Below are 25,814 nucleotides of genomic sequence, written 5' to 3'. Positions count from 1 at the left end.
AGGGAACGGGCGGTGGGGGGCATGGGCTCTCGCGGGGGTCAAGAGGTGCCCGTCCCCACCGGTCGAGGGGCGGGCCAGGAGTGAGGGTGCCACCGTCACCGCACCGGGTGGGGATGTGCGGCGGTGAACTACTGACCGGCTGCGTTCAGGGTAGCAACATATTCGTCCAGGGTGCCCTCCGAAATGGCGACACCGAGGTCCTGCATGGCACGGGCGTCCGCCACGACGACGGACTGCCCGTCCGGGGAGACCCCGAGACCGCCGGTGGGCACGGTGAACATCCGGATGTCCGCGGAGGACACGCCGGCCAGATCGGGGGCCACGCCGGCGATCCACCCGGAGTCCAGGCCCTCGCTCACTTCGAGGTAGGGCGAGAACTGCGAGACGATCTCCTGGATCCTCGCGGGGCTGGTGAGCGTCTGCCTGCTCATCGCCTCGTCCAGGACGGCCTGGACGTAGGCCCGCTGGTTCTGCACCCGTTGGAAGTCGCCGTCCGAGAAGGCGTACCGCTCCCGGACGAACTCCAGGGCCTTCCCTCCGTCCATCTGCTGCGGTCCCGCCTCGAAGACGGTGCCGTCGCGGGAGACGAACGCCTCCGGCACGTCCACCTCCACTCCGCCGAGGGCGTCCGTCAGGCCCTGGAAACCGGCGAAGTCCACGGAGGCCACCTGGTCGATGCGGATGCCGAACAGGTCCTCCACGGTCTCGACCATGAGCGGCATCCCGCCGATGTCCAGTGCGGCGTTGACCTTGGCCTCCCCTGCTCCGGGGATCGTCACCCAGGTGTCGCGCATGATCGACATGACGTAGACGGCCCCGCCGTCCTCCGGCATGTGCACCAGCATGATGGTGTCCGCCCGCATGCCCGTCACATCGGCGTCCTCCTCCCCCTCGGGCCGTTCGTCCGCGCCCAGCAGGAGCACGGTGGTGCCACGGTCCTGGGCCGACTCCGCCACGGGGCGGGCGGACTCGGCGGGGAACGCCCCGTCGATGGTGCGGGTGCCGCTGTCGAAGGTGCGCGCCAGGTTCCACACGTAGAGGCCGGCGACCAGAGCCGCGATCACCACCACGGCGAGGAAGGCGAGCAGGACGTTGCGCACGGTGCGGCGCGCTGGGGACGCGGACTGCGCCGGGGCGAGGCCGTGGTCGTCGACGGTCATGAGGAGCTCCGGGGTTCGGGGGGCGGGGGGGTGGTCCCGGTCCGTGCCCGGACGGGGACCTCTCGGGGCATCCTACGACGCCGCGGCTGGGCGTCAGCTGGGACGCGGCACGCCGGGCGGGGTCAGGGCACCCGTGCGATCCACTCCGGGGTGGCGAACTTCGTCGCCACGAGCTCCCGCGCGGCGGCGAGCTCCGCGGCGCCGACGGCACCCTCCACGGCTGCGTAGCGGTCGGTGAACACCTCCATGAGCTTGTCGACGACGTCGACCCGCGGCAGGCCGGTCTGTCGGCGCAGCGGGTCCACGCGCTTCTTGGCCGAGCGGTGGCCCTTGTCGGAGAGCTTCTCCTTGCCGATCCGCAGCACCTCGGTCATCTTCTGCGCGTCGATGTCGTAGCTCATGGTCACGTGGTGGACCATGCCGCCGCCCGCGAAGCGCTTCTGCGCTGCCCCGCCGATCTTCCCGTGCTCGGTGGCGATGTCGTTGAGCGGGACGTAGAACGCCTGCAGGCCCATCTCCTGGAACGCCTGCATCACCCACTGGTCGAGGAACGGATAGGACTCGGCGAAGGTGAGCCCGTCGACGAGCGTCTGCGGCAGGTAGAGCGAGTAGGTGATGCAGTTGCCGGCCTCCATGAACATCGCCCCGCCGCCCGAGACCCGTCGCACCACCGAGATCCCGTGCCGGGCGGCGCCGTCGGGGTCCACCTCGTTGCGCAACGACTGGAACGAGCCGATCACCACGGACGGCTCCTTCCAGTCCCACAGCCGCAGGGCCGGGCGGCGGCGGCCGGCCCCGACCTCGCGGGCGAGCACCTCGTCGAGGGCGAGGTTCTCGAGGGTCGGCCGGACCACCGGGCGGATGACCTCCCAGTCGTGGTCGCCCCACGTCGTAGCCTTCGCGAGCGCGCGGCGCACCGCCGTGGCGATCGCCACCGGCGAGAACCCGAAGAGCACGACGTCCTCGTCCAGGGCCACGTCGACCGCAGCAACGATCTCGTCGTGGCCCGAGTCCTCGCTCAGGCCGGTCAGGGCCGCGTTGATGTCGTCGAGCGCCTCGTCGGGCTCCAGGAAGAAGTCTCCGTTGATCGAGACGTCCGCCAGGCGGCCCTCCCGCACGCTCAGGTCCGCGATCACGAGCTTGCCGCCCAGCACCTTGAACTCCCCGTGCCGCCGTTCCTGCTCGCCCATCGTGGTCCTCCCGTGTCGTCGTCGCGGGTCCCTCCCGCCGGCTCGTGCAGTCGGCCCCGGGCCAGGCTACTCCCGCGTCAGCGTCAGGACCGTGACGGTGCCGGGGTTCAGCGACAGGCGAAGCCGGTCCGTGCCCGATTCGGCGCCGGGCACGGCCGGGCGCTGGTCGGCCGGGGTGAGCGGCAGCCCCCAGCCGTCGACGGACACGTGCTCGCCGTCGACCTCGGTCAGACCCGCCTCCACCGTCATGGCCCGCCCGTCGGAGTCTTCGGTGCGCTGCTCCCCCTCCGGGGGCTCGACGTCGAACACGCCGGCCTTGGGGAACTCCGCCCCCCAGCCGGGCCCGCCCAGCTGGGACATCACGGCCTCCTCGTACGGGAACGGGAGGTCGAGGCGGAGGGGCGTCCGGCCGGCCGTGGCCGGGTCGGCGAAGTTGACGAGGACGACGGTGGTGCGGTGCCGGCCGTCGTCGCCGGCACCGTGATCGACCGCGTACGCCTCGACGGCCCCGTTGCCGCCGACCGTCGTCCCGAGGAAGTCGCCGTCCGGGATCTGACCCACCAGAGCCATGCCGAGGTGGTTGGCGCGCAACGAGTAGGCCCCGCCCGGTTCCTCCCGGGTTCCGGAGGAGCACACCGGGGACATGGGCGGGCCCCCCGCGCACGGGTCCAGCGAGGAGTGGAAGACGAGCCGTTCCACGCCGAGGGACTGCGCCCTCAGGGAGTAGTCCGCGGAGAACACCGCCGAACCGAGCGTCTCCGTGATGTCGTTCGTGCCGGAGCAGGCCGAGACCGAGGTCTCGCTCAGCCACACCGGCAGGCTGGCCGCGGCACCCTGGTCGACCGCGAGCCCGAGGAAGCGGTCGACGTTGTCCCGGGTGTACTCGGCGACCAGGTTCTGCATGGTCGGCTCCTGCCGCGGCACCTCGCCGTCGCACGAGGACAGCGGGTACTGGTGCGCGGCCAGGACGGCGTGGTCGATCCCGGACTCTGCGACGGCCTCCCACCAGTCGGGGGCGAACGCCCCCGGGGCGGTGACGGGAAGGTCCGGCACCTCGGCACGGATCGCCGCCACGTACTCCTTGAGGTCGGCGAGGTACGCCGGGATGCCCCAGTCCTCGTCCTTGACGGTCAGCCGGTGGCCCTCGCCCTTGAAGTAGCCGTTGGGCTCGTTGCCGACCATCAGCGCCACGAGGTCGTCCCCGAAGGCGTCGCGGCCGTGCCGGGCGAGTTGCCCTGCCCGGGCAGGGTCGTCTGCGGCGAGATTGGCGCCGAGGACGACCTTCGAGCCGGTGGCGGCGGCGAACTCGGCCACCCGCTCGAGGTCCTCGGGGGTGACGGTGGTGATCTCCTCGCCCGGCCGGAGCGGCCAGTCGGAAGGGGGTTTCTCGTCCTCGGCGGTGAAGAAGAAGCGTCGGTCCACGGAGTTGCCGCCGAAGCGCAGGGTGGGCCGGTCCAGCTGCCGGACCAGGTGCACCAGGTCCGCGTTCCCCGCGCTCAGCCGCTCGTCGGCCAGCTCGGTGGCCTCGAAGGACAGTCCCACGCCGCCGTGGGCGTAGTCCTCCCCCGTCGGTTCCGCGGAGACGGTGACGGTCGCGGCGGACTGGCTCCTCCCCTCCACCGCCGGTTGCTCGTAGACGTCGGGAAGGCCCCGCCGCGCGGCGATCTCCGCCGGGTCGACATCTGTGAGAGGGGTCACCGCCCCGGTGGTCGGCGTTGCGGGGGAGGACGGCGTCGTCGGTTCCTCCCCGCAACCGCTGAGCAGGAGGACGAGTGCGGCGCTGAGCGCCGCGGGACGGAGGGAACGGTGCACGGCAGAGCTCCTGGGGGCGGGGCTGGGGGGGGGTGGCTCCACCCTATCCAGGAACGGCTCAGGCCCGGACCGATCCGGTCCGGGCCTGAGCACGAGGGTCCTGCGGGAGGGCGGAACGTCAGGCGTTCGCCTTGCCGAAGTTCTTGAAGCGGGCGTTGAAGCGCTCCACGCGGCCGGCGGAGTCCATGATGCGCTGCTTGCCGGTGTAGAACGGGTGGGACTCCGAGGAGATCTCGACCTCGATGATGGGGTACTCGTTGCCGTCCTCCCAGACCTCGGTCTTCTCCGAGGCGGCGGTGGAACGGGTGAGGATGACCTTGCCGGAGGCGAGGTCGCGGAAGAGCACCGGGTGGTAGTCCGGGTGGATGTCAGTCTTCATGGGTTCAAACCTTCTGTCGGTGCCTGGATTTTGCCAGGCACGGCTTCGCTCGGAGGGCGGTGCGTCGTCGTCGCGGTCCCGCGCTCCGGGAAGGGCGGGGGCGCCGGGCACCAGCAGACTAGCCTACCGGATGACGGGCGCCAGGTCACCCCCGCGACCCGCGGTGCAGAGCGCCCCGCGAAGGGTGCACGGCGAGGGATGCACGGCGCCGTGACGTCCCCCGGGACGGTGCGCCTACCAGCGGTGGGCGACGTCGACCACGAGCCGTGAACCGCGGTTCGGGCCCTCGAGCACGAACACGCGGAACGGCAGGCGGGCGCGGACCCCGAGGCCGACCGAGGTCCTCGCCTCGTAGCTGCCGCCCCAGGCGACCTGGCGGAACGTCCGGTAGTCGCTCACGTCCACGAGCTCCCGGCCGTTGCTGAACTCGTACGTGGCGTCGCCGTCGGCGTCGTAGGCAGGGGCGTTGACGGTGATCACCAGGTCCGTCCCGCGCAGCGGGATGGCGTCGCCGGAGCCGATGCCCCTGAACTGCTTATAGCGGACGTCGTAGCCCCGCAGCTTGCCGTCCAGGTCGATCACCAGCCGGTCGAAGCAGCGGTGCTCCCCCGCCCGCACGTTGGTGACGTGGGGGTAGCGGGGAGTGGTCGCCTCGCCGTCCCGGGTCTTCGCCCCGGAGCCCCATGTGATGCCGCAGTAGGGGGCCGCGGCACTCGCGCTGCTGGGGACGATGAGCCCCAGCCCCATGGCCAGCACGATGGCCGCCAGCCATGAGATCAGCTTCTTCATGACACACCTTCTCGGTCGTCCGCCCGCCGGCCGTCGGCTGGTGCCTCGGTGTGTGGACCGGCCGCAGACGCTTCCAGGATAGTCTTCGCGGACGCCAACAGCCCTGGTCGAAAGCGAATCGACGCCCGAACCGTTATGGCCGAGACCGGCTCCCGCCCGGTCAGCGCCGGCCCGGGCGGGTCTCCCAGAACGCCACCGCGGACGCGGCGGCCACGTTGAGCGAGTCCACCCCGTGGGACATGGGGATCCGCACGACCAGGTCGGCGTGGTGGACGGCCGCCGCGCTCAGGCCGTCCCCCTCGGTGCCCAGCACCAGCGCCAGCTTCTCGTCCCGGCGCGCGGACAGCTCCTCCAGCGTGATCGAGTCGTCGCTCAGGGCGAGTGCCGCCGTGGTGAACCCCGCGTCCTTGACCCGCTGGAGGTCCGCGCTCCAGTGCTCGAGCCGTGCCCACGGGACCTGGAACACGGTGCCCATGGACACCCGGATCGCGCGCCGGTAGAGGGGGTCGGCGCAGCGGGGGGTGACGAGGACCGCGTCGACGTCGAGCGCCGCCGCGGAGCGGAAGATCGCCCCGACGTTGGTGTGGTCCACGATGTCCTCGAGGATCGCCACGCGCGACGACGCCGCCAGCAGCCGCTCCAGGTCCACGGGCTCGGGCCGCTGCATGGCCGCGAGCGCCCCGCGGTGCAGGTGGAAGCCGGTGATCTCGGTGAGCACCTCGTCGGGTCCGACGTAGAGCGGGACGTCCGGGTGCTCGGCGAGGACGTCGGCGAGGTCCTCCAGCCACTTGTGCGCCATGAAGAAGGACCGGGGCCGGTGCCCGGCGGCCAGGGCGCGGCGCAGCACCTTGGAGGACTCGGCGATGTACATCCCCCGCTCCGGTTCGAGCTTGCGGCGCAGCTTCACGTCGGTGAGCCGGGCGTAGTCGGCCACGCGGGGGTCGTCGGCGCTGTCGAGGCGCACGAGGCGGGGGAGGTCGGTCACGGGATCTCTCGGGGTCGGCGGCGGGGTCGCCCCGATCGTAGCGGGTTCCCGGCCGGGGCCGTCACGGAGCCGGGGCCCGTTGTGCCGGTGCGGGCCGGGACCTAGGCTCGCACGCAGAGGCGTGGACACCGGCTCCCGGGAGGCGCAGATGCGGCTGCTCCGCCGTCGTGGTGCCGGGGGTCCGCCCGGGCCCGGCACCCTGCCCGGGCCCGGCGCGCGGCGCCGGCCGTGGTGGCGCCGCGCCTGCCGCGCCCTGGGCGCCGGAGCCCTGGCCCTCGTCGCGCTCCTGCTGGCCTCGACCGCGCTGAACCTGGCGCTGGTGCGCTACGAGCGGGCCACCCTCGCCCCCTACGGGGAGCGGGTGCGGGTGGGCGACGGGGCCGTCAACGTCGTCGACCACGGCGGGGAGGGCCCGGCCGTGGTCCTGCTCGGCGGGCTCGGCACGCCGGCCCCGGCGCTGGACTTCGCCCCGCTGGCCCGGGAGCTGGAGGGCCACCGCGTGGTGGTCGTCGAGGGGTTCGGCTACGGCTACAGCGACCTCGAGGCGCCCGCGCGCACCGTGGAGAACGTCTCCGCGGAGCTGCACGCCGCGCTCGCGGCCCGGGGCGTGGAAGCGCCCTACGTCCTGATGGGCCACTCGCTGGCCGGGTTCTACATGCTCGACTACGTCGACCGCTATCCGGGGGAGGTCTCCGCGGTGGTCGGCATCGACCCCACGGTGCCGGCGGCCGGCCCGGAGGAGCCGGAGGACGGGGGCCCCGGGATCCCCTGGCAGCGGCTGGCGGCGGACACGGGCCTGCTCCGGTGGACGCTCCTCGTCGCCCCGGGGCTGGGCGAGCCCGACGGGCCGGGCTACACGCCCGAGGAGCGGCGCCGGATCCGGCTGATGACCGCGTGGAACTACGGCAATCCGGCGGTCGTCGACGAGACGCGCCGGATCGCGGACAACGCCCGCCGCCTGCGGGGCGTGGGCTATCCGCCCGACCTGCCCGTCCTCGTGCTCCTGTCCCGGGAGACGGTGGAGCTCCGGCCCGAGTGGCTCCCCCGGCACGAGGAGAAGCTGCGCGCCGTGCGCCGCCACGAGCTCGTGGTGCTCGACGGCGGCCACTACCTGCACTGGACCCGCTCCCCCGAGATCGCCCGGGAGGTCACCGGCTTCCTCGAGCACCAGGGCGCCGGCCGGGCCGCGCCGCCGGCCGGCTGAGCCCGGTCCCGGCCGGGCGCGCAGGCCCGCCCCCCGGGAGCTCGGAGGAGCTCAGGGCAGCTCAGAGCAGCTCGGAGACCATGCTGACGAGGGCCACCGTGCCGAGCACCACGATCACGGTGCGCAGCGCCACCGGGGAGAGGCGTCGGCCGATCTTGGCCCCGGCCCACGCCCCCACGGTGGAGCTGAGCGCGATGAGCAGCACGGCCCACCAGTTGATCCGGTCGAGGGCGAAGAGGACGTAGGAGGTCGCGGCGACGATGTTGACCGCCGCCACGAGCACGACCTTCGCGGCGTTGGCCGCCTGCAGGGAGGCGAGCAGGAAGACGCCGAGGATGCCCAGCAGCAGCACGCCCTGGGCGGCCACGAAGTACCCGCCATAGACGCCGGCGAGGAGCACGAGCACGTACAGCGACGCCGGCTGCGGGGCGCGGTCCGGGTCGATGGGCCGCGGGGTCAGGCCCCGGGCCGCGGCGGCGGCCGCCGCGGCCGCCGCCTGGGCGTCCTTGCGCCGGCGCACCACCGCCTGCAGCCGCGGCTGGAGGACGACGAACGCGAGGGCGACGACGATCAGCGCCGGCGCGGCGTAGCCGAACACCTCCTCGGGCAGGTGCAGCAGCAGCCACGCGCCCAGCACCCCGCCCAGGGCGGAGCAGGGCAGGAGCTTCAGCAGGGTCCGCCCGACGCCCCTGAGCTCGTGCCGGTAGTGCCACGCGCCGGTGAGGTTGCCGGCGATGAGGCCCATGGCGTTGGACATGGACGCCGTCACGGGGGGCACGCCCATGGTCACCAGCACGGGGAAGGTCACCAGGGTGCCCGAGCCCACGATGGTGTTGATCAGCCCGGCGGCCACCCCGGCCAGCAGGATGAGCAGGACCTGCCACCAGTCGAAGGGGAAGCCGGCGGCGAGGTCGGTGAGGAACTCCGGGAGCACGACGGGTCAGGACCGGGCGAACGCCGCGTAGCGGTTGCCGACCTTCACGAGCTTCAGCGGCAGGCCGAAGGTCGCGGAGAGGTTCTTCTGCGTCATCACCGTGCCGACCGGGCCCGCGGCCACGACCCGGCCCTCGCGCAGCAGCAGCGCGTGGGTGAAGGCGTCCGGGACCTCCTCGAGGTGGTGGGTGACCATGACGATCGCCGGGGCCGACCCGTCCCGGGCGAGCTCGTCCAGGCGGGCGACGAGGTCCTCGCGCCCGCCCACGTCCAGCCCGGCCGCCGGCTCGTCGAGCAGCAGCAGCTCCGGGTCGGTCATCAGGGCCCGGGCGACGAGCACGCGCTTGCGCTCCCCCTCGGACAGGGACCCGAAGCGGCGCTCGGCCAGCCGGTCGATCCCCCACGCGGCCATGAGCTCGCGGGCCCGGGCCTCGTCGGCGTCGTCGTAGCGCTCGACCCACCGCCCGGTCACCCCGTAGGCGGCGGTGACCACGCAGTTGAGGACGGTCTCCCCGTCGGGGATCTGGGTGGCGAGCACGGCGGAGCTCAGGCCGATCCGCGGGCGCAGCTCGAAGACGTCCACCGCGCCGAGGATCTCGTCGAGGATGTCGACCATCCCGCGGCTCGGGTGCAGGCGGGCGGCGGCGATGGACAGCAGCGTCGTCTTGCCGGCGCCGTTGGGGCCGAGGATGACCCACCGCTCGCCCTCCTTGACGACCCAGTCCACGGAATCCAGCAGGGTCTTCTGCCCGCGGACCACACTGACGTCCACCATCTCCACCACAGCGCTCATACCGGCCACTCTAGGACACGAGGGACGTCGCTCCGGGCACGGCCCGGCCGGGGCGGGCCCGGCGCCCGCGGTCCGGGCGCCGGGCGCCAGGCGCCCTCAGGAGCGTGCCCGGGACCGGGCGGACCGGCGCGGCCACCGGCCCCTGATGATGGAGGCGCGGTGCTCCCGGCGCGCCCTGGCGGGGGTGGCCCGGGCGGCCCAGAAGTCCTCGCCGGCCCACTCGAAGACCGGGGCCTCCTTGGCCAGGAACGCCCGCTGCCCGATCCGGGCGTCGGGGCCCTCCAGGACCTGGCGGAACAGCGCCTCGGAGATCGCGTCCGTCCCGAAGCCGCCCGCCTCGGTCTCGGCGCCGCCGGCCTGGCGGAGGAGGTGCTTGTGCGCCTGCATGCTCAGCTGCGAGCGCTGGGCCAGGCCGGAGACGACCTCGTCCAGGACCTCCTCGAAGTCGGCCTCCGCCACGACGCGGGTGAGCATGCCCCACCGGTCGGCCTCGGCGGCCGTCACCGTGTCGCCGGTGAGCAGCAGGTAGGAGGCCACCCCGGGACCGACCAGCCGCACCAGGGCCCGGACCCCGGAGGCGGGGAAGACGATCCCGATCCTCGCGGGGGTCAGCCCGATCCGCAGACCGGTCGCGGCGATGCGCAGGTCGCAGGCGGCGGCCAGCATCCAGGCCCCGCCCATGCACCACCCCTGAAGGGCGGCGACGGTGGGCTTGCGCACCCCCGCCAGGGCCGCCTCGGCGTCGCTGAGCAGCCCTCCGCGGGGCAGCCCGGTGCCGGGCTCGCCCAGGCAGTCGAAGACCTCGGTGAGGTCGGCCCCGGCGGAGAACACCCCGCCGGCCCCGCGCACCCCGATCACCCGCACGGTGGGGTCCGCGTCGAGCGCGGCCAGGATCCCGGGCAGGGCGGCCCACATCGCCGGGGACAGCGCGTTGCGCCGCCCGGGCCGGTCCAGCACGACCCAGGCCACGGGGCCGTCGCGGCGCACCCCCACGGTGCCGGCCGGGGCGTCGGGGAGGGGGTGGGCGCTCATCGCGGGGGCTCCGGCGTCTCGGTCGCCGCGCCGGAGCCGGCGCCCGTGGCGTCGAGCCAGGCGCGGACGGTGGCGCCGTGCTGGTCGAGCACGGGCGGGGCGGCGTGGGCGCGCCGGGTCGTCTCGGCCGCGTCGCCGGGGGCGAAGAAGCGCACGGCCGGCCCGGGCAGCTCGATCGGCCCGAGCACCTCGTGGTCCACGCCCACGACCAGCCCCTGGGAGCGGACCTGCTCCCAGGCGTAGACCTCGTCGAGGGTCCGGACCTTCCCGGCGGGGATGCCGATCCGGCCCAGCCGCTCCAGCAGCTCGACGGGCTCGTGGGCGGAGAAGGCCTGCTCGACGGCGGCGATCACCGCCGGGCGGTTGCGGACCCGGTCGGCGTTGGTGGCGAACTCGGGCCGGTCCGTCTCCAGCCCGAAGGCCTCGGCGAACGTGCGCCACAGCTTCTCGCTGCCCACGCTGATCTGCACCTTCCCGCCGCGGCAGGAGAACAGGCCGTAGGGGGCGATGGAGGGGTGGTGGTTGCCCTGGGCGAGCGGCACCTCGTGGGCCACGGTGGTGCGGGTGCCCTGGAAGGCGTGCACGCCCACCACCGAGGAGAGCAGGGAGGTGCGGACCACCTTGCCGGCCCCCGTGCGCTCGCGCTCGTAGAGGGCGGCCAGCACCCCGTAGGCGCCGTTCATCCCGGCCAGCAGGTCGGCGATGGGCACGCCGACCCGCTGCGGGTCCTCGGGCCCGGAGCCGGTCAGGGACATCAGCCCGGCCTCGCCCTGGACGATCTGGTCGTAGCCGGAGCGCCGGGACTCCGGGCCGTCGTGGCCGAAGCCGGTGATGGACAGCACCACGAGCCGCGGGTTCAGCCGGTGCAGCTCCTCGACGGAGAACCCGAGCCGGTCCAGGACCCCGGGGCGGAAGTTCTCCACGAGCACGTCGGCGCGCGTCACGAGCTCGCGCAGCACCCGGGCCCCGTCCTCGGACTTCAGGTCCAGGGCGACGGACTCCTTGTTGCGGTTGCAGGAGAGGAAGTAGGTGGCCTGCGGGTCCTCCTCGGGCCCCACGAAGGGCGGGCCCCAGCCGCGGGTGTCGTCGCCGGTGCCGGGGGTCTCGACCTTGATCACCCGGGCGCCGAGGTCGGCCAGCATCATCCCCGCGTGCGGGCCGGCCAGGGCGCGGGAGAGGTCGACGACGAGGGTGCCGGCGAGGGGTCCGCCGGCGGGCTCCGGGTCCGGGGTGGTGTGCGGGGTGGTGTGCTGGTTCATCGTGGGGGTCCTCCGGGGTCGGATGGGCGGTGGGGTGCGCGGGTGGTGCGGCCTAGAGCCAGCCGGGGGCGACCATGACGCCCCAGGCCAGCAGCGGGCCGATCACCACGACGCCGGTGGCGTAGACGAGGATCTGCTTGTAGAAGCGGTCGCGGTCCATACTCTCGGGCGCGTTGGCGAGCACGAGCGCGCCGTTGGTGGAGAACGGGGAGACGTCGACGATGGTCGAGGAGACCGCGAGCGCGCAGATCAGCCCGGCCGCCCCGATCTGGCCGCTGAGCAGGAACGGCACGGCGAGCGGGATGAGCGCGGCCAGGATGGCGGTGGAGGACGCGAAGGCGGAGACGACGGCGCCGATGTAGCAGATCAGCAGGGCGGCCAGCAGCGGCACGCCCATCCCGGCGACGCCGTTGGAGACGTACTCGATGGTGCCGGCCTCCTGGAGCACGCCCACGAAGGTCAGCATGCCGGCGAGCAGCAGCACGGTGGACCAGTCGATCTTGTTCACGGCGCCCTTCTGCGCCTGCGGGGACACCAGGGCCAGCAGCACGGCGATGGTGATGGCGACGAACCCGACGTCCACGCCGAAGCCCAGGGCCACGACGGCCAGCACGACGAGGCCGATGATCGTGGCGACCTGCGGGCCGAGTCCCTCGCGCCGGGCGGGGGCCTCGGAGGAGCCGGCGGGATCGGTCGGGCCGTACATGCCCGAGCCGAAGCCCTTGAAGTCCACGTCCTTGTCCCCGCCGTGGGCGATGCGGGAGCGGGCCAGGCGCGCCTCGGAGGCGCGCTCCACGAAGTCCTCCGCCCGGGCCGAGAGCAGGCCCCGCCCGCCCAGGACCAGGAACAGGCCCACCGCGATGAGGAGGTTGAAGACGAGGCTGGACAGGAACACGGCCGTGGGGCTGACGTCGAGGCCGGACTCGGCGACGATCCCGTTGACCGTCACGCCGTAGACCGCGATCGGCGAGAACCCCCCGCCCTGGGCGCCGTGGATGACCATCATGCCCATCATCAGCGGGTTGATCCGGTACTTGGCCGCGAAGCTCAGAGCGATGGGGGCGATGATGGCCACCGCCGCCGGGGACAGGGCGCCCACGGCGGTGATCACGGCCGTGATCAGGAACATGATCCACGGGATCAGTGCCACCCGGCTGCCCACGAGCCTGACCGCTCCCTGCACCAGCAGGTCCACGGTGCCGTTCTTCTGCGCGATGGCGAAGAGGTAGGTGACGCCCACGATGGTGAGGAACAGCCCGCCGGGGAACGCCTCGAGGATCTGGTCGGTGTCCATGCCCAGGACGAACACGCCGAGGACGAAGGCCCCGACGAAGGCGAGGGCGCCCATGTTGACGGGCAGGACGGTGGCCACGACGAACATCGCGGCGAGGATGACGATGGAGAGCACTTCTGGGCCCATGGGACTGCTTTCTGAGGAGGCGGGGATTCCCGGCGGCTTCGGCCCGGGCCACGGAGTGTGACCCGCACCACAGGTTTTGGACTAGCCAATAGGACACCTGTCCCGTTGTCAAGCACACGGGTAGCATTCCGGTACGGGCGCCGGGGAGCGGCGCGCCCCAGCACGATCCGGGCCGCGCCCGGGCGACGGAGGTGGAACATGGCCGGGCCCCGAGGGCTGGACCGCGTGGAGCGGCCGCGGCTCTACGAGCAGGTGGTCGAGCGGCTGCTCGACCACGTCATCGAGCAGCGCCTCGAGCCCGGCGACCGCCTGCCCCCCGAGCGCGATCTCGCGGAGCGGCTCGGCGTCTCCCGCGCCACGGTGGCGCAGGCGCTGGTGGCCCTCGAGGTGCTGGGCGTCATCGACGTCCAGCACGGCAACGGCGCCGTGCTGCTCTACCGGCCCTCCAGCGCGGCCGTGCTGCGCGGCGTGCGGGAGCACACCGACCGCCTGCCGGACATCGCCGACGCCCGCAGCGCCGTCGAGCCGAAGCTCGCCGAGCTCGCCGCCGCCCGGCGCACCCCCGAGGACCTCGCCGCAATCGATGCCGCCCTCGACGAGATGGCCCGCGACATCGCCGACGGCGGGCGCGGGCTGCGCGGGGACGAGCAGTTCCACGAGGCCGTCACCGCCGCCGCCCGCTCCTCCGTCCTGGCGCGGATGATGGCCGAGATCTCGGGGCTCGTGCGCGAGACCCGCCTGGAGTCGCTGAGCCAGCAGGGCCGTCCCGAGCGCTCCCTGGAGTCCCACCGGGCCATCGCCCGCGCCGTCCGTGAGCAGCGGCCCGAGGAGGCCGCCCGGGCCATGCTCGAGCACATCCGGCTCGTCTCCGACGTCGCGGCGCTCAAGCCGCTGTGAGCGCCGCCGCCCGCCCGCGGCGGGCGGCGCTCCCCGGCGCGGATAGACTGGGCCCATGACCACCGATCTCGCCGTGATCGCGTTTGCCCAGAATCCGGACCCGGAGGCGCGCGAGCGCATCCTCACCACGATCCACGACGTCGGCGCCGAGGTCGAGCACTTCTCCGCCGTGCGGGTCACCGGCTCGGGCTCCGCGGGCCCGGACGCCCAGGTCCCCGGCTACAACGCCTTCACCGCCCACGTGCGCGGCTCCGACGCCAGGGCCCTGCTCGCCGCCCTGCGCCCGGACCCCCTCTCCCAGCTGATGCCCGGTGTGGACGTCAACGTGGTCCCGACCCGGCTGTTCGACCCGCAGCGCAAGAAGATGCTGATCCTCGACGTGGACTCCACGCTGATCCAGCAGGAGGTCGTGGAGCTGCTCGCCGCCCACGCGGGCCGCGAGGCGGAGGTCACCGCGGTCACCGAGGCGGCCATGCGCGGGGAGGTGGACTTCGCCCAGTCCCTCCACGCCCGGGTGGAGACCCTCGCGGGGCTGCCGGCGTCGGTGGTCGACGCGGTCTGCGCCGAGGTGCGCCTGTCCCCCGGCGCCGACGTGCTGGTCAAGGCGTTCCTGCGGGAGGGCCACGCCGTCGCGGCGGTCTCGGGCGGCTTCCAGGGCATCCTGACGCCCCTGGCCGAGCAGCTGCAGCTCACCCGGCACTACGCCAACACCCTCGAGGTCGCCGACGGCCGGCTCACGGGCCGGATCCAGGGCGAGGTCGTGGACTGCACCGTCAAGGAGCGCTGCCTGCGGACGTGGGCCGCCGAGCTCGACGTCGCGCCCGAGGACGTCATCGCGGTGGGCGACGGCGCCAACGACCTCGACATGCTCGCCGCCGCGGGGCTCGGCGTGGCCTACAACGGCAAGCCCGCGCTGCGGTCGGCCGCCGACGCGCAGGTCAACCTCCCCAACCTGGACGCGGTCCGCTTCTTCGCGGACCTCTGAGGGACGGCATCGACGGCAGAGGACCGCCCCGGCGCTGCGCCGGGGCGGTCCTCTGCCGTCGGGGGCGCGGGTCTCAGCCCCAGGGCACGGCCCCGACCAGCACGCCCACGGCCAGCATCGTCAGGGCCACGACGGCGGAGCGCCACAGCACCTTCTTGTGGTGGTCGCCCAGCTCCACGTTCGCGAGGGAGACGAGCAGCAGGATCGCCGGCACCAGCGGGGACTGCATGTGCACGGGCTGGCCGGTGATGGAGGCGCGCGCCATCTCGGCGGCGGAGATCCCGTAGTGGCCCGCGGTCTCGCTCAGCACCGGCAGCACGCCGAAGTAGAAGGCGTCGTTGCTCATGAAGAACGTCATGGGGATGCTCAGCAGCCCCGTGACGACGGCCAGGTACGGCCCCATGGACGTCGGGATGATGCTCACCAGCCACTGGGACATGGCGTCGACCATCCCCGTGCCGCTGAGCACGCCGGTGAGCACACCCGCGGCCATCACCATCGAGACCACGGCGACCACGCTGGGGGCGTGCGCGACGAGCTGGGCGGCCTGGTCCTTGACGCGCGGGAAGTTCACGAGCAGCGCGACGGCGGCGCCGACCATGAAGACGAACGCCAGGGGCACGACGTCCAGCACGAGCACGACCATGACGGAGAGGGTGAGGGCCAGGTTGAACCAGAACAGCTGCGGGCGCAGCGTGGCGCGGTTCGGGTCCAGCGCGGAGTCGGCCATGGCGGCGTCGGCGTCGGCGTCGTCGACGAGCTCCGGCGCGTCGAGCACCGCGACGGACGCCCCGCCCGGGGCGCCGTCGCCCCGGCGCCGGCGCGGCCGGCGGGTCCGCGGGCCGGATCCGGCCGCTCCCCCGGAGCCGCCGGGGCCGCCGGGGCTGGTCCCCGCCCCGCTCCAGCCCGTGCTGCCGCCCAGGCGGGCGCGCTCCCGCAGGCCCAGGGTCCAGGCGAAGACGAAGACGACGGCCATGCCCGCCAGCAGGGCCGGGACCATGGGCACGAACACCTCGGTGGGCGAGACGTCCAGCGCCGCCGCGGCGCGCGCGGTCGGCCCGCCCCACGGGACGATGTTCATGGTGCCGTTGGCGAGGCCGGCCACGCAGGTGAGGACCACCGGGCTCAGGCCGAGCCGGCGGTAGATCGGCAGCATCGCCGCGGTGGTGAGGATGAACGTCGTGGAGCCGTCCCCGTCCAGGGAGACCACGGCCGCCAGGACGGCGGTGCCGAGCACGACCTTGGCCGGGTCGTCGCCCAGCACCCGCAGGATGAGGCGCACCAGCGGGTCGAACAGCCCCACGTCGATCATGAGGCCGAAGAAGATGATGGCGAACATCAGCAGGGCCGCCGTGGACGTCAGCGACGCCATCGACTCGAGCACCATGTCGCCGAGTCCGAGGCCGGCTCCGGCGAACAGGCCGAAGACGGTGGGGACCAGGATCAACGCCAGCACCGGCGTCAGCTTCTTCGTCATGATCAGGCCCATGAAGACCGCGATCATGGCGAAGCCGAGGAAAACGAGCACGACTACTCCTTCAAGCACAGAGGGCCGGTGGTGTGACCGGCCTTACGACGCTACGGTGCGCTGGGTCACGCCTGGCGCTTTTGCGCACTTGAGGTGCATACTGCCCATTGCGCAACTTCTGCTCGTTTAGCTCATCCGACGGCCCGTCCGGCGGGACAGGGCTCGACCGACGCCCGGACCGGAGGACCCACCGTGACGACGACCGACGGGACCCGGCTCCGCCTGGGGTTCCTCACCCGGATGCTGCTGCTGCAGCTGGGCGTCGTCGCCGTGGTGGTGGCGGCCACGGGCTGCATCTTCGGCTGGCTGACCTACGAGGACCTGGGCCGGGACGCCGAGCAGCAGGCCCTCGCCATCGCCCGCTCCGTGGCGGCCGAGGACGACGTGCGCGCCGGCGTCGCCGCCTTCGCCGACGCCCCCGCCGGGGAGCTGGACCCGGAGGCCCTGGCCGCCGGCACGCTGCAGTCCTCCGCCGAGGAGGTGCGCCGGCGCACGGGCTCCCTGTTCGTGGTGATCACCGAGGACGCGGGCCTGCGGCTCGCGCACCCCAACCCCGCCCTGCTGGGCCTGCCGGTGAGCACGGACCCCAGCGAGGCCCTCGCCGGCCGGGAGGTCACCAGCCAGGAGCGGGGCACGCTCGGCCACTCGGCGCGCGCCAAGGTCCCCGTCCACGCCCCCGGCTCCATCACCCGGGTGGTCGGCGAGGTCAGCGTCGGGATCTCCCGCCAGGACGTGCTGGCCAGCCTGCAGGAGGCGATCACCCCCGTGGCCCTCACGACCCTCGGCGCGCTCGCGCTGGCCGCGGCGGCCTCCGCGGCCCTGGGCCGCCGGCTCAAGCGCCTGACCCTCGGGCTCGAGCCGGAGGAGATCTCGGCCCTGGCGCAGGACCAGGAGGCCGTGCTGCGCGGCGTCGACGAGGGCGTGGTGGGCGTCTCCGCCGACCGGCGGATCACGGTGTGCAACCGGGAGGCCGGGCGCCTGCTCGGCGTCGAGGACCCGGAGCGGCTCGTGGGCCGCCCCCTCGCCGAGGCGGGGCTGCCGGAGTCGTTCCCCGCGCTGCTGGCGGCGGCGACGCCGGAGTCGCCCGCCATCGAGCAGGTCATCGGCCCGCGCGTGCTGATCCTCTCCGCCCGCGCCGTGCTCCCTGCCCGGTCCCCGCAGCGGCGCCGGGTGCGGTCCCGGGGGCCGGCCCGGGGGGCCGCCGTGGACGGGGCCCCGGAGCTGGGCTGGGTGGTGATGGTCCGGGACCGCACCGAGCTGCAGTCCCTGACCCGCCAGCTGGACGCCGTCGGCGCGCTCAGCACCGCCCTGCGCGCCCAGCGGCACGAGTTCGCCAACCGGCTGCACACCATCTCGGGCCTGCTCGGCATCGGCGACCCCGAGGAGGCCCGCCGCTACGTGGCCGAGGTGACCGCCACGGGTCCCCTGAGCTATCCGGCCGAGCAGGCCGAGCTGCTGCGCGACCCCTACCTGCAGGCGTTCCTGGGCGCCAAGAGCGTCGAGGCCGCCGAGCGCGGGGTGATCCTGCGGATCGGGGACGAGACCCTCATCCGGGGGCGGGTCACCGACCCCCAGGACGTCACCACGGTCATCGGCAACCTCGTGGACAACGCCGTGCGCGCCGCCGTCCAGGGCGGGGCCGAACCGCGCTGGGTGGAGGTCGAGCTGCTGGACGAGTGGACGGGCGAGGAGGGGACGCTGCACGTCGTCGTGGCCGACTCCGGCAACGGGCTGCGCTCCCAGGACGCGGAGCGGATCTTCGCCCAGGGCTGGTCGACGGCGCGCCCGCCCGGCCCCCCGGACGCGGGCGGCGGCGGGGAGCCGCCCCGGGCGGCGCTGCCGGACGCGCACGGGCAGGGCTTCGGCCTGTCGCTGAGCCGGGAGCTGGCCCGGCGCCGCGGCGGGGACGTGTGGGTGGCCGACCCCGGCCGCCCGGGCGGGCCCGGCGCCGTGTTCTGCGCCCGGCTGCCCGGCACGGTGGCCGACGGGACCCCGGCGACCGACGCCGGCTCCCGCACCGGGGGCAACGGCACGCCGACGGAAGGAGAGCGATGAGCGAGGACCTCGTGGTGCTGGTGGTGGACGACGACTTCCACGTGGGGCGCCTGCACGCCGGGTACGTCGACGCCGTGCCCGGTTTCACCGCGCTGCCCCCGGTGGGCACGGCGGAGCAGGCGCTGCGCGCGGTGCACGCCCACCGGCCGGACCTCGTGCTGCTGGACGTCTACCTGCCGGACGCCCTGGGCCTGGACCTGCTGCGCAGCCTCGACGTGGACGTCGTCATGCTCACCGCGGCCGCCGACCCGGCGGCCGTGCGCGCCGCCGTCCGCCGCGGAGCCCTCGCCTACCTCATCAAGCCGTTCACCGGGGAGCAGCTGGCCCGGACCCTGCGCGCCTACGCCCGCTACCGGCGGCTGCTCGCCGACCGCACCCCGCTGACCCAGGAGGGCGTCGACCGCGCCCTCCACGCGCTGCGCCCCGGCGGCGGGGAGGCCCCGGCGGGCGGGGAGCGCGCCCGCTCGGCCACCGAGGCGGCCGTGCTGGGGGCGCTCGTGCCCGGGGAGCCGCGCTCCGCGGCCGAGATCGCGCGGGCCGTGGGCATCTCGCGGGCGACCGCCCAGCGCTACCTCTCGGCCCTGGCCGACGACGGGGCGGTCGAGATCCAGCTGCGCTACGGCACCACGGGACGGCCCGAGCACCGCTACGGACCGGTCGGGCGGTGAGGCCCGCCCGTCAGCGGGAGAGGTCCAGGGCGTAGGCCCCGCGCGCCCCGTCGCGGCCCAGCAGCTTCTCCAGCGGGCCCTCGTAGACCTCGAGGGCCCGGCGCAGGAGGGAGGCCACGTCGTGGGCGGCGACGGTGACCGTGCCGCCCAGCGGGTCGTCGTCCGTCCAGCGGGCCACGACGCAGCGCCCGGGGTCCGGGTCGACCACGTCGCCGTCGGCGTCGAGGAGCTCGCCCACGGCGTAGTCGTGCCGGCGCCGGTCGGCGCGGAGGGTCAGCCGCACGGCCTCCGGGTGACGGTGGCGCAGCTCCTCGGCGATGAGGTCCAGCAGCGTCCGCGCGTAGGAGCGCTGGGCCCGGACCAGCTTCTCCTCGGCGGCCTCGAGCGCCAGGTCGGCGCTCACCGGGCGCTCCCGAGCCGGGCGGGGGGCCGGCCGGCCCCGCTCCTCCTCGGCGACACCTGGGTCACGGTGGTGCTCACACTCCTCGGCTGGGGGACAGGTCCGAGCAGAGCGTATCCGGGGGCGCCGCCCCTCCCCCGCAGGGACGCGCCAGCACGGCGGCGGGGGACAATGGCGGGATGATCGACGCGCACCTGCACGTGGTCGACCCGCGGTTCCCCCTCGTGGCGAACCAGGGGTACGTGCCCCCGGCCTTCACCGCGGCCGACTACCTCGCCCGCGTCCGGCCCCTGGGGGTCGTGGGCGGGGCCGTGGTCAGCGGCTCCTTCCAGGGCCACGACCAGGACCACCTGCTCGCGGCGCTCGCGGAGCTGGGGCCCGGCTTCGCCGGCGTCACGCAGCTGCCCGCGTCCGTGACGGACGCGCGGATCCTGGAGCTGGACCGCGCCGGGGTCCGGGCGGTGCGCTTCACCCTCTACCGGGGGGCCTCCGCGGAGCCGGCCGAGATCGAGCGGCTCGCCCGGCGGGTGCACGAGCTGGCGGGGTGGGGCGCGGAGTTCTACCTGGACGCCGCCGAGCTGGACGGTCTCGGCCCGCTGCTGCGCCGGCTGCCGCGCACGAGCGTCGACCACCTGGGCATGAGCGCGGCGGGCCTGCCGGCGCTGCTGGAGCTGGTCGCGCACGGGACCCGCGTGAAGGCCACGGGCTTCGGGCGCGTGGACCTCGACGTCCCGGACGCCCTGCGCCGGATCCACGCCGTGGACCCGGCCGCGCTGCTGTTCGGCACGGACCTGCCCAGCACCCGGGCGCGCCGGCCGTTCCGGGACGCCGACCCGGGCCTCGTCGTCGCGGCCCTCGGCCCGGAGGCCGCGGCCGCCGTCCTGCACGACAACGCCGCCGCCTGGTACGGGCTGCCGCGGAGCACCGGGCAGGACTACTCCGGCCACGCCTCGCGGCCGGGGCTCAGCGCGTAGCGCAGCTCCACGGCGCCGCCCTCGAAGTGGGTGGTCCGCTGCAGCCGCAGGTCCTTCGCCGCCGCCGTGGGCAGCACCGGGTGGCCCCCGCCCAGGGCGATGGGCATCAGCGTCAGCCACAGCTCGTCGAGCAGGCCCGCGTCGGCGAACTGGGCGGCCAGCCGGCCACCGCCCACCACCCACAGGTTGCGCCCTCCGGCGGACTCCAGCGAGGCCTCGGCGTGGAGGGCCACGGGGCCCTGGACGAAGCGCAGGTCCGCGCCGGCGATCCGCGGGAGCTCCCGGTGGGTGAAGACCCACGTGGGCAGGCCGCCGTAGGGCCACTTCTCGCCCTGGCGCAGGACGAACTCGTAGGTGCTCGCCCCCATGGCGAGCGCCCCGACGTCGGCGAGGAAGCCGTCGTAGTGGTCCTGGTAGGCCTCGAAGCCGTACTGCAGCAGCCAGTCGAGGTGGTTCTCGCGGTCGGCGATGTACCCGTCGGCGCTCGCGGCGACGTAGTACTGAGTTCTGCTCATGGGCACCACGTTACGCACGCACGCGCACGGATCCCACCGTCTCTTCCCGGGCGCGTGCGCCGCACGACATCATGGGGGCATCGACCGGACCGACGCGGAAGGCGCGACCATGGCCATGATGCTCAACCCCTACCTCACCTTCCGGGACACCGCCGAGGAGGCGATGGAGTTCTACCGCTCGGTCTTCGGCGGCGAGCTGACCGTCATGCGCTTCAGCGAGTACGGCGCGAGCAAGGACCCCGCCGAGGCGGACAAGGTCATGCACGCGATGCTCGCCACCGACGAGGGCCTGGTGCTCATGGCCTCGGACACCCCCGCCGGCATGGACCTCACCCCGGGCGACAACGTGTCGATCTCCGTGGCCGGGGACGACGAGGACGCCCTGCGCGGGTACTGGGAGAAGCTCTCCGACGGCGGGACGGTCACCATGCCGCTGGACCGGCCCCCGTGGGGCGGGCTGTTCGGGATGTGCACGGACCGGCTGGGCACGCACTGGTTGATCAGCATCTCCGAGGCCGGGACCTGAGCCTCCCCCGGAACGGGCGGGCGGTGGGCGCTACCGGGAGCTGACGGAGGCGAACCGGCGCAGGCACAGGGGCACGAGGACGGCCAGCAGGACCACGCTGCCGAGCAGGACGGTCAGCACGGGATGCTGCATCGGCCAGACGTCCGGCACGGGCGCCGAGCCGGTGTTGCCGAACAGCTCCCGGGCGGCCTGCACGAGCGCGGAGACGGGGTTCCAGTCCGCGAACGCCTCGAGGGAGCCCGAGAGGGTCTGCGACTGCACGAACGCGTTCGAGATGAAGCTCAGGGGGAACAGGATCACGAACGAGGCGTTGCTGACGGTCTCCGCGCTGCGCACGCTCATGCCCACGAGCGCCATGACCCAGCTGAAGGCGCAGCCGGAGAACAGCAGCAGGCCCACCCCGGCCGCGAACGAGCCCACGGACGTGGTGAAGCGCCAGCCCACGGCCAGGCCGGTGCCGATCATGATGACCAGGTCGGCGTTGGTCCGGCCCACGAGCACGGCCGAGCGGCTCATGGGCAGGGTCCGGAACCGGTCGACGATGCCCTCCTTCACGTCCCTGGCCATGCCCTCCCCGGAGAACGCGGAGCCGAAGAGCACGGTCTGCCCGAAGATCCCCGCCATGAGGTACTGGGTGCAGTCCGTGCCCTCCACCCGGATGGACCCGCCGGAGACCTGGCTGAACAGCAGCACGAACATGACGGGCTGGAGCACGGCGAAGACCAGCATGTCCGGGGAGCGCCGGAGCCGGATGAGGTTGCGGTGGGTGATCGTCCAGCCGTCGGCGGCCCCCGTGCGCAGGGTGGCGGCGGGGCAGGCGGGCCGGTCGGCGGGCTCACTGCGCGCGCCGTCCGCGGGGCACGGCGGGGAGGGCCCCGGTGAGACTCAGGGACACGTCGTCGAGGGTCGGGCGGCGCATGCCGGCGTCGTGCAGCGCCACGCCCGCCGCGGTGAGCTCGGCCAGGACGCGCTGGCGGGCGAGCGGGCCCTCCCGGACCGCCGCCTGGAGCTCGCGCCCGCGGTCGCCGACCGTCGGGGTGCTCTCCCCGTGGCGGGCGAGGACCGCGCCCGCGCGCTCGGCGTCGGCGGGGTGCTGCAGGACGACGACGACGCGGTGCCCGCCTACCCGGGTCTTGAGCTCGTTCGGGGTGCCGGCGGCGATGACCCGGCCGCCGTCGATGACGGAGATCTCGTCCGCGAGCCGGTCCGCCTCCTCGAGGTACTGGGTGGTCAGCAGGACCGTGGTGCCGTCGGCGACGAGGGAGCGAATGACGTCCCACAGGCCGATGCGGCTGCGCGGGTCCAGCCCGGTGGTGGGCTCGTCGAGGAAGAGGATCCGCGGGCGGACCACCAGGGCCCCCGCCAGGTCCAGGCGCCGGCGCATGCCCCCGGAGTAGCCCTTGACCGGGCGGTCCCCGGCGTCCGCGAGGCCGAACAGCTCCAGCAGCTCCCCGGCCCGGCGCCGGGCCGCCGGCCCGCCCAGGTGGTGGAGCCGACCGACCATCCGGCGGTTCTCCGCCCCGGTGAGGGTCTCGTCCACCGCCGCGTACTGGCCCGAGGCGCCGATCATCCGGCGGATCCGGCCGGGCTCGGCGACGACGTCCACGCCGTCGATCCGCGCGGAGCCGGCGTCGGGCACGACGAGCGTGGTCAGCACCTTGACCACGGTGGTCTTGCCGGCGCCGTATCGGTCCGAGCAGGCCCTTGACGGTCCCCTCGGGCACGGACAGGTCCAGCCCGGCCAGGACGTGGACGGCGCCCGTGCGGGACCGGTACGCCTTGGCGAGGCTCTCGACCTCGACGAGGGGGCGGGTCATCCCGCCGCTCCGGTGCAGGTCATGCCGGCTCCTGTTCCGGCTCCTGTTCTGCGGCCCGGGACCTCAGCCCGGCCGGCGGATCTGCTGGGACAGGCCGCGGTAGTGCCCGGCCAGGGCGGGGTGGTAGTCGCGGGCGAAGTCGACCGCGTCCGGGTCGCCGCCGGTCTCGGCGGCGACCAGCCGGTCCAGGTAGTACTCCCAGCCCGGGCCGACCGCCTCGAGGTCGGCGGGGTCGGGGTCCCGGTGGGACAGCCGCAGCGTGACCGCCCCGTCCTCGTCGTGCAGGTCGAGGTCCACGCGCCAGGCGCCGGGGCCCGGCCCGAGCGTCACGGCGAGGTGGCGGGGCGGGTCGCAGCGCCGGATCAGGAGCACCTCGCGCGGCGCCCCGTCCTCGGCGGTGAGCTGGACCTCGACGCGTCCCGAGGAGGGGTCCCCGGTCCAGGGGCCGTACCAGCGGGCGAGCCGGCCGGGGTCGGTCACGGCCGCCCAGGCGCCGGAGAGCGGGGCGTGGAGCGGGCGGGTCAGAACGAGCCGGTCGCCGGACTCGATCCTCCCGGTGGGCGGGACGTTCATGGGGTCTCCCGGTGGGATCGGCGGGCGGGGACGCCGGTGCCGGCCTCCCCGGTGAGCACGGCGGCGTCGGCGCAGCCGTGGGCGGCCACGGCCGTGCGCACGGCGTCCGGGGCGAGGTCGGGCTGTTCGACGGCCCACCCGGCGCGGGCGGGGACGGTGAGGGTGCCCATGCCCCTGATGGTCCCACTGCCCACCGACACCGCAGGGGAGCCGGACGGTCCCGGCGGCCGGAGGGAGCACGACGGCGGGGCGCCCACCCTGCAGGGGGCACCCCGCCGTCGTGGGCGGAGCTGCGGGGCTACTTCCGGCCGGCCTGCGCGAGGAAGTCGTCGGCGCCGCCCACGAGCTCGACGTGGCCCGAGGGGACGTCGGCGGTGACCATCCGGGCCACCTCCTGGGCGAACTCCTGGACGGTGTAGAGCTTGCCGGCGGCCTCGCGGCGCTGCTCGAGCGCGCCGGGGCGGGCCCGGTTGAGCAGGGTCGCGGTCACGGTGCCCTCGATCATGTCGGCGGAGACGACGACGAGGCTCACGCCCCGCTCGGCCAGCTCGGGGATGCGGGCGGTGAGGGTGTCCTCGCCGGCGCGCTTGGACCGTGCGACCTGCTCGTACTCGGGCATGGTCTCGACGTCGTTGATGAAGTGCGCCTGGTGGCTGGTCACGAACACCACGCGCCCGCCCTCGGGCAGGTGCTCCAGCGCCGCCGTGAGCGTGTCGTCCTGGGCGTCGCGGTTGAGCTTGAGCGCGTAGTCCTCGCCGAGGTCCGTCTCCATGCCGCCGGAGGCGTTGAGCACGAGCACGTCCACCCCGCCGAAGGCCTCCACGGCCTGCGCGAAGAGGTTGCGCACGTCCTCGGGGCTCGTCATGTCGGCCTGCACGGCGATCGCGCGCCCGCCGGCGGCCTCGATCTCCTTGACGACCTTGTTGGCGCGCGGCGCCTTCTGCCGGTAGTTGACGACGACGTTGGCGCCCTCGGCGGCCAGCAGCTTCGCGGTGTCGGCGCCGACGCCGCGCGAGGACCCGGTGACGACCGCGGTCTTGCCTGCGAGTGAACTCATGGTGCTCCTTCGGTGGGACGGTTCGGGGAGGTGCGGACCGGTCAGTGGCCCATGCCCAGGCCGCCGTCCACGGGGATGACGGCGCCGGAGATGTACTTGGCCTCGTCGGACGCGATCCAGCGCACGACGGAGGCGACCTCCTCGGGCTCGGCGAAGCGGCCGGCCGGGATGGAGGCGAGGTAGTCCTGCTGGGTGGCCTCGGGCAGCGCGGCGGTCATCTCGGTGTTGATGAAGCCGGGGGCCACGACGTTGGCGGTCACGTTGCGCCCGCCCAGCTCGCGGGTGATGGAGCGGGCGATGCCGACCAGCCCGGCCTTGGACGCGGCGTAGTTGACCTGGCCGGGCGAGCCGTAGAGACCGACCACGGAGGAGATGAGCACCACGCGCCCGCGCTTGAGCCGCATGAAGCCCTTGGCGGCCCGCTGCACCACGCGGAACGCGCCGGTGAGGTTGGTGTCGATCACGTCCTGGAAGTCCTGCTCCTTCATCCGCAGCAGCAGCGTGTCACGGGTGATGCCGGCGTTCGCGACGACGACCTCGACCGGCCCGAACTCGGCCTCGACGGCCTTGTACGCGGCGTCGATCGACGCGGCGTCGGTGACGTCGGCCCGCACCGCGAAGAACTCCTCGGGGGCCTCGCCGGAGCGGTAGGTGACCGCCACGTTGTCCCCGCCGTCCTTGAACGCCTGCGCGATGGCCCGCCCGATGCCGCGGTTGCCGCCGGTCACGAGGACGGTGCGGGGGGCCGGGCGGTGCTGCTGGTCTGCCATCACGTCTGCCATGGGGTTCGGGGCCTTTCGGTCGGGAGTGCGCGGTCGGAGGTGCGCGGTCGAGGGCGCGCCGGCACCGGCCGCGAGGGCCTG

The 25,814-nt window shown here is 74.2% G+C and carries 27 protein-coding genes; 7 read left to right on the top strand and 20 right to left on the bottom strand.

Translation table 11 applies throughout. The features are described 5' to 3' along the window. Nucleotides 1-128 precede the first annotated feature (128 nt). The 6 genes from ACYSMR_RS15635 to ACYSMR_RS15610 all read right to left on the bottom strand — a co-directional run bounded on the left by ACYSMR_RS15635 (nt 129) and on the right by ACYSMR_RS15610 (nt 6,315). Nucleotides 129-1,160 (bottom strand): LCP family protein, encoded by a 1,032-nt coding sequence (locus ACYSMR_RS15635; protein ID WP_461746389.1) that lies wholly within the window; start codon nt 1,158-1,160, stop codon nt 129-131. 122 nt (nt 1,161-1,282) lie between these two features. Next, nucleotides 1,283-2,350, bottom strand: a complete 1,068-nt coding sequence (locus tag ACYSMR_RS15630; protein WP_461746387.1) for a lipoate--protein ligase family protein — start codon at nt 2,348-2,350, stop codon at nt 1,283-1,285. 66 nt (nt 2,351-2,416) lie between these two features. Then, entirely contained in the window at nt 2,417-4,048 is a 1,632-nt protein-coding gene (locus ACYSMR_RS15625; protein WP_461746385.1) for a hypothetical protein, read from the bottom strand. A 232-nt stretch (nt 4,049-4,280) separates the two neighbouring features. Further along, a complete protein-coding gene (locus ACYSMR_RS15620; protein WP_461746383.1) occupies nt 4,281-4,541 on the bottom strand; it encodes a type B 50S ribosomal protein L31 in 261 nt (86 codons plus the stop codon). 234 nt (nt 4,542-4,775) lie between these two features. Further along, the gene (locus tag ACYSMR_RS15615; protein ID WP_251332346.1) at nt 4,776-5,330 is read right to left on the bottom strand and encodes an AMIN-like domain-containing (lipo)protein; all 555 of its coding nucleotides are present in this window, start codon (nt 5,328-5,330) and stop codon (nt 4,776-4,778) included. A 160-nt stretch (nt 5,331-5,490) separates the two neighbouring features. Then, entirely contained in the window at nt 5,491-6,315 is an 825-nt protein-coding gene (locus ACYSMR_RS15610; RefSeq protein ID WP_251332347.1) for a TrmH family RNA methyltransferase, read from the bottom strand. A 121-nt stretch (nt 6,316-6,436) separates the two neighbouring features. On the opposite strand from ACYSMR_RS15610, the gene ACYSMR_RS15605 reads away from it, so the two are divergent. Then, the gene (locus tag ACYSMR_RS15605; protein ID WP_461746381.1) at nt 6,437-7,519 is read left to right on the top strand and encodes an alpha/beta fold hydrolase; all 1,083 of its coding nucleotides are present in this window, start codon (nt 6,437-6,439) and stop codon (nt 7,517-7,519) included. 61 nt (nt 7,520-7,580) lie between these two features. On the opposite strand, the gene ACYSMR_RS15600 is transcribed toward ACYSMR_RS15605, so the two are convergent. The 5 genes from ACYSMR_RS15600 to ACYSMR_RS15580 all read right to left on the bottom strand — a co-directional run bounded on the left by ACYSMR_RS15600 (nt 7,581) and on the right by ACYSMR_RS15580 (nt 12,956). After that, the gene (locus ACYSMR_RS15600; protein WP_285859450.1) at nt 7,581-8,393 is read right to left on the bottom strand and encodes a sulfite exporter TauE/SafE family protein; all 813 of its coding nucleotides are present in this window, start codon (nt 8,391-8,393) and stop codon (nt 7,581-7,583) included. Nucleotides 8,394-8,459: 66 nt separating this feature from the next. Then, nucleotides 8,460-9,245: an ABC transporter ATP-binding protein gene (locus ACYSMR_RS15595; protein WP_309126405.1), complete on the bottom strand. Its 786-nt coding sequence runs from the start codon at nt 9,243-9,245 to the stop codon at nt 8,460-8,462. A 96-nt stretch (nt 9,246-9,341) separates the two neighbouring features. Beyond that, on the bottom strand, nt 9,342-10,277 hold the full coding sequence (locus tag ACYSMR_RS15590; RefSeq protein WP_285859430.1) for an enoyl-CoA hydratase/isomerase family protein: 936 nt from the start codon (nt 10,275-10,277) through the stop codon (nt 9,342-9,344). After that, complete coding sequence (locus tag ACYSMR_RS15585; RefSeq protein ID WP_461746378.1) at nt 10,274-11,536, bottom strand: CaiB/BaiF CoA transferase family protein; 1,263 nt, start codon at nt 11,534-11,536, stop codon at nt 10,274-10,276. The genes ACYSMR_RS15590 and ACYSMR_RS15585 overlap by 4 nt, the downstream gene beginning before the upstream one ends. A gap of 52 nt (nt 11,537-11,588) precedes the next feature. Continuing rightward, a complete protein-coding gene (locus ACYSMR_RS15580; protein ID WP_251332352.1) occupies nt 11,589-12,956 on the bottom strand; it encodes an SLC13 family permease in 1,368 nt (455 codons plus the stop codon). A 198-nt stretch (nt 12,957-13,154) separates the two neighbouring features. On the opposite strand from ACYSMR_RS15580, the gene ACYSMR_RS15575 reads away from it, so the two are divergent. Next, entirely contained in the window at nt 13,155-13,853 is a 699-nt protein-coding gene (locus tag ACYSMR_RS15575; RefSeq protein ID WP_251332353.1) for a FadR/GntR family transcriptional regulator, read from the top strand. A gap of 55 nt (nt 13,854-13,908) precedes the next feature. Next, nucleotides 13,909-14,838 carry a phosphoserine phosphatase SerB gene (gene serB, locus ACYSMR_RS15570; protein WP_251332354.1) on the top strand — a complete coding sequence of 310 codons (930 nt, stop codon included), beginning with the start codon at nt 13,909-13,911 and terminating at the stop codon, nt 14,836-14,838. A 73-nt stretch (nt 14,839-14,911) separates the two neighbouring features. Here serB and ACYSMR_RS15565 read toward each other — a convergent pair whose 3' ends face one another. After that, entirely contained in the window at nt 14,912-16,366 is a 1,455-nt protein-coding gene (locus ACYSMR_RS15565; RefSeq protein WP_461746375.1) for a CitMHS family transporter, read from the bottom strand. A 240-nt stretch (nt 16,367-16,606) separates the two neighbouring features. Between ACYSMR_RS15565 and ACYSMR_RS15560 the strand changes: the two genes are divergently transcribed. Then, complete coding sequence (locus ACYSMR_RS15560) at nt 16,607-18,421, top strand: sensor histidine kinase (protein WP_461748037.1); 1,815 nt, start codon at nt 16,607-16,609, stop codon at nt 18,419-18,421. Next, on the top strand, nt 18,418-19,089 hold the full coding sequence (locus tag ACYSMR_RS15555; protein WP_251332356.1) for a response regulator: 672 nt from the start codon (nt 18,418-18,420) through the stop codon (nt 19,087-19,089). Before ACYSMR_RS15560 ends, ACYSMR_RS15555 begins: the two co-directional genes overlap by 4 nt. 10 nt (nt 19,090-19,099) lie before the next feature. Here the strand turns inward: ACYSMR_RS15555 and ACYSMR_RS15550 are convergent, their stop codons facing one another. Then, nucleotides 19,100-19,492 (bottom strand): hypothetical protein, encoded by a 393-nt coding sequence (locus ACYSMR_RS15550; protein ID WP_251332357.1) that lies wholly within the window; start codon nt 19,490-19,492, stop codon nt 19,100-19,102. Between the two features lie 176 nt (nt 19,493-19,668). Between ACYSMR_RS15550 and ACYSMR_RS15545 the strand changes: the two genes are divergently transcribed. After that, nucleotides 19,669-20,463, top strand: coding sequence for an amidohydrolase family protein (locus ACYSMR_RS15545; protein WP_461746372.1), 795 nt, complete (start codon nt 19,669-19,671; stop codon nt 20,461-20,463). Here the strand turns inward: ACYSMR_RS15545 and ACYSMR_RS15540 are convergent. After that, on the bottom strand, nt 20,424-20,978 hold the full coding sequence (locus tag ACYSMR_RS15540) for a dihydrofolate reductase family protein (RefSeq protein ID WP_461746370.1): 555 nt from the start codon (nt 20,976-20,978) through the stop codon (nt 20,424-20,426). The two genes, ACYSMR_RS15545 and ACYSMR_RS15540, sit on opposite strands and share 40 nt — an antisense overlap. Before the next feature lie 109 nt (nt 20,979-21,087). Between ACYSMR_RS15540 and ACYSMR_RS15535 the strand changes: the two genes are divergently transcribed. Further along, a complete protein-coding gene (locus ACYSMR_RS15535; RefSeq protein WP_461746368.1) occupies nt 21,088-21,504 on the top strand; it encodes a VOC family protein in 417 nt (138 codons plus the stop codon). 30 nt (nt 21,505-21,534) lie between these two features. Here the strand turns inward: ACYSMR_RS15535 and ACYSMR_RS15530 are convergent, their stop codons facing one another. The 6 genes from ACYSMR_RS15530 to ACYSMR_RS15505 form a co-directional block, all read right to left on the bottom strand. Next, complete coding sequence (locus ACYSMR_RS15530) at nt 21,535-22,275, bottom strand: ABC transporter permease (protein WP_461748036.1); 741 nt, start codon at nt 22,273-22,275, stop codon at nt 21,535-21,537. A 64-nt stretch (nt 22,276-22,339) separates the two neighbouring features. After that, nucleotides 22,340-23,170: an ATP-binding cassette domain-containing protein gene (locus ACYSMR_RS15525; RefSeq protein ID WP_461746366.1), complete on the bottom strand. Its 831-nt coding sequence runs from the start codon at nt 23,168-23,170 to the stop codon at nt 22,340-22,342. Nucleotides 23,171-23,384: 214 nt separating this feature from the next. Next, a complete protein-coding gene (locus tag ACYSMR_RS15520; protein ID WP_461746364.1) occupies nt 23,385-23,894 on the bottom strand; it encodes an SRPBCC domain-containing protein in 510 nt (169 codons plus the stop codon). Further along, nucleotides 23,891-24,064: a hypothetical protein gene (locus ACYSMR_RS15515; RefSeq protein ID WP_461746362.1), complete on the bottom strand. Its 174-nt coding sequence runs from the start codon at nt 24,062-24,064 to the stop codon at nt 23,891-23,893. The genes ACYSMR_RS15520 and ACYSMR_RS15515 overlap by 4 nt, the downstream gene beginning before the upstream one ends. 128 nt (nt 24,065-24,192) lie before the next feature. After that, nucleotides 24,193-24,951, bottom strand: coding sequence for an SDR family oxidoreductase (locus ACYSMR_RS15510; RefSeq protein WP_251332364.1), 759 nt, complete (start codon nt 24,949-24,951; stop codon nt 24,193-24,195). A 41-nt stretch (nt 24,952-24,992) separates the two neighbouring features. Next, entirely contained in the window at nt 24,993-25,733 is a 741-nt protein-coding gene (locus ACYSMR_RS15505) for a beta-ketoacyl-ACP reductase (RefSeq protein ID WP_461746360.1), read from the bottom strand. Nucleotides 25,734-25,814: the final 81 nt, after the last annotated feature.

It is taken from the genome of Kocuria sp. U4B (assembly GCF_054875615.1).
Note: the sequence above shows the minus strand (reverse complement) of the source record. Positions and strands in the feature narration are given on the sequence as shown.

Excerpts from the sequence above, each read along its gene's own strand:
- serB (WP_251332354.1), top strand. The coding sequence starts at position 13,909 with ATGACCACCGATCTCGCCGTGATCGCGTTTGCCCAGAATCCGGACCCG.
- ACYSMR_RS15590 (WP_285859430.1), bottom strand. The coding sequence starts at position 10,277 with ATGAGCGCCCACCCCCTCCCCGACGCCCCGGCCGGCACCGTGGGGGTG.
- ACYSMR_RS15580 (WP_251332352.1), bottom strand. The coding sequence starts at position 12,956 with ATGGGCCCAGAAGTGCTCTCCATCGTCATCCTCGCCGCGATGTTCGTC.
- ACYSMR_RS15575 (WP_251332353.1), top strand. The coding sequence starts at position 13,155 with ATGGCCGGGCCCCGAGGGCTGGACCGCGTGGAGCGGCCGCGGCTCTAC.
- ACYSMR_RS15515 (WP_461746362.1), bottom strand. The coding sequence starts at position 24,064 with ATGGGCACCCTCACCGTCCCCGCCCGCGCCGGGTGGGCCGTCGAACAG.
- ACYSMR_RS15620 (WP_461746383.1), bottom strand. The coding sequence starts at position 4,541 with ATGAAGACTGACATCCACCCGGACTACCACCCGGTGCTCTTCCGCGAC.
- ACYSMR_RS15560 (WP_461748037.1), top strand. The coding sequence starts at position 16,607 with ATGCTGCTGCTGCAGCTGGGCGTCGTCGCCGTGGTGGTGGCGGCCACG.
- ACYSMR_RS15535 (WP_461746368.1), top strand. The coding sequence starts at position 21,088 with ATGGCCATGATGCTCAACCCCTACCTCACCTTCCGGGACACCGCCGAG.
- ACYSMR_RS15545 (WP_461746372.1), top strand. The coding sequence starts at position 19,669 with ATGATCGACGCGCACCTGCACGTGGTCGACCCGCGGTTCCCCCTCGTG.
- ACYSMR_RS15520 (WP_461746364.1), bottom strand. The coding sequence starts at position 23,894 with ATGAACGTCCCGCCCACCGGGAGGATCGAGTCCGGCGACCGGCTCGTT.
- ACYSMR_RS15615 (WP_251332346.1), bottom strand. The coding sequence starts at position 5,330 with ATGAAGAAGCTGATCTCATGGCTGGCGGCCATCGTGCTGGCCATGGGG.
- ACYSMR_RS15555 (WP_251332356.1), top strand. The coding sequence starts at position 18,418 with ATGAGCGAGGACCTCGTGGTGCTGGTGGTGGACGACGACTTCCACGTG.
- ACYSMR_RS15510 (WP_251332364.1), bottom strand. The coding sequence starts at position 24,951 with ATGAGTTCACTCGCAGGCAAGACCGCGGTCGTCACCGGGTCCTCGCGC.
- ACYSMR_RS15595 (WP_309126405.1), bottom strand. The coding sequence starts at position 9,245 with ATGAGCGCTGTGGTGGAGATGGTGGACGTCAGTGTGGTCCGCGGGCAG.
- ACYSMR_RS15635 (WP_461746389.1), bottom strand. The coding sequence starts at position 1,160 with ATGACCGTCGACGACCACGGCCTCGCCCCGGCGCAGTCCGCGTCCCCA.
- ACYSMR_RS15630 (WP_461746387.1), bottom strand. The coding sequence starts at position 2,350 with ATGGGCGAGCAGGAACGGCGGCACGGGGAGTTCAAGGTGCTGGGCGGC.
- ACYSMR_RS15585 (WP_461746378.1), bottom strand. The coding sequence starts at position 11,536 with ATGAACCAGCACACCACCCCGCACACCACCCCGGACCCGGAGCCCGCC.
- ACYSMR_RS15505 (WP_461746360.1), bottom strand. The coding sequence starts at position 25,733 with ATGGCAGACGTGATGGCAGACCAGCAGCACCGCCCGGCCCCCCGCACC.
- ACYSMR_RS15540 (WP_461746370.1), bottom strand. The coding sequence starts at position 20,978 with ATGAGCAGAACTCAGTACTACGTCGCCGCGAGCGCCGACGGGTACATC.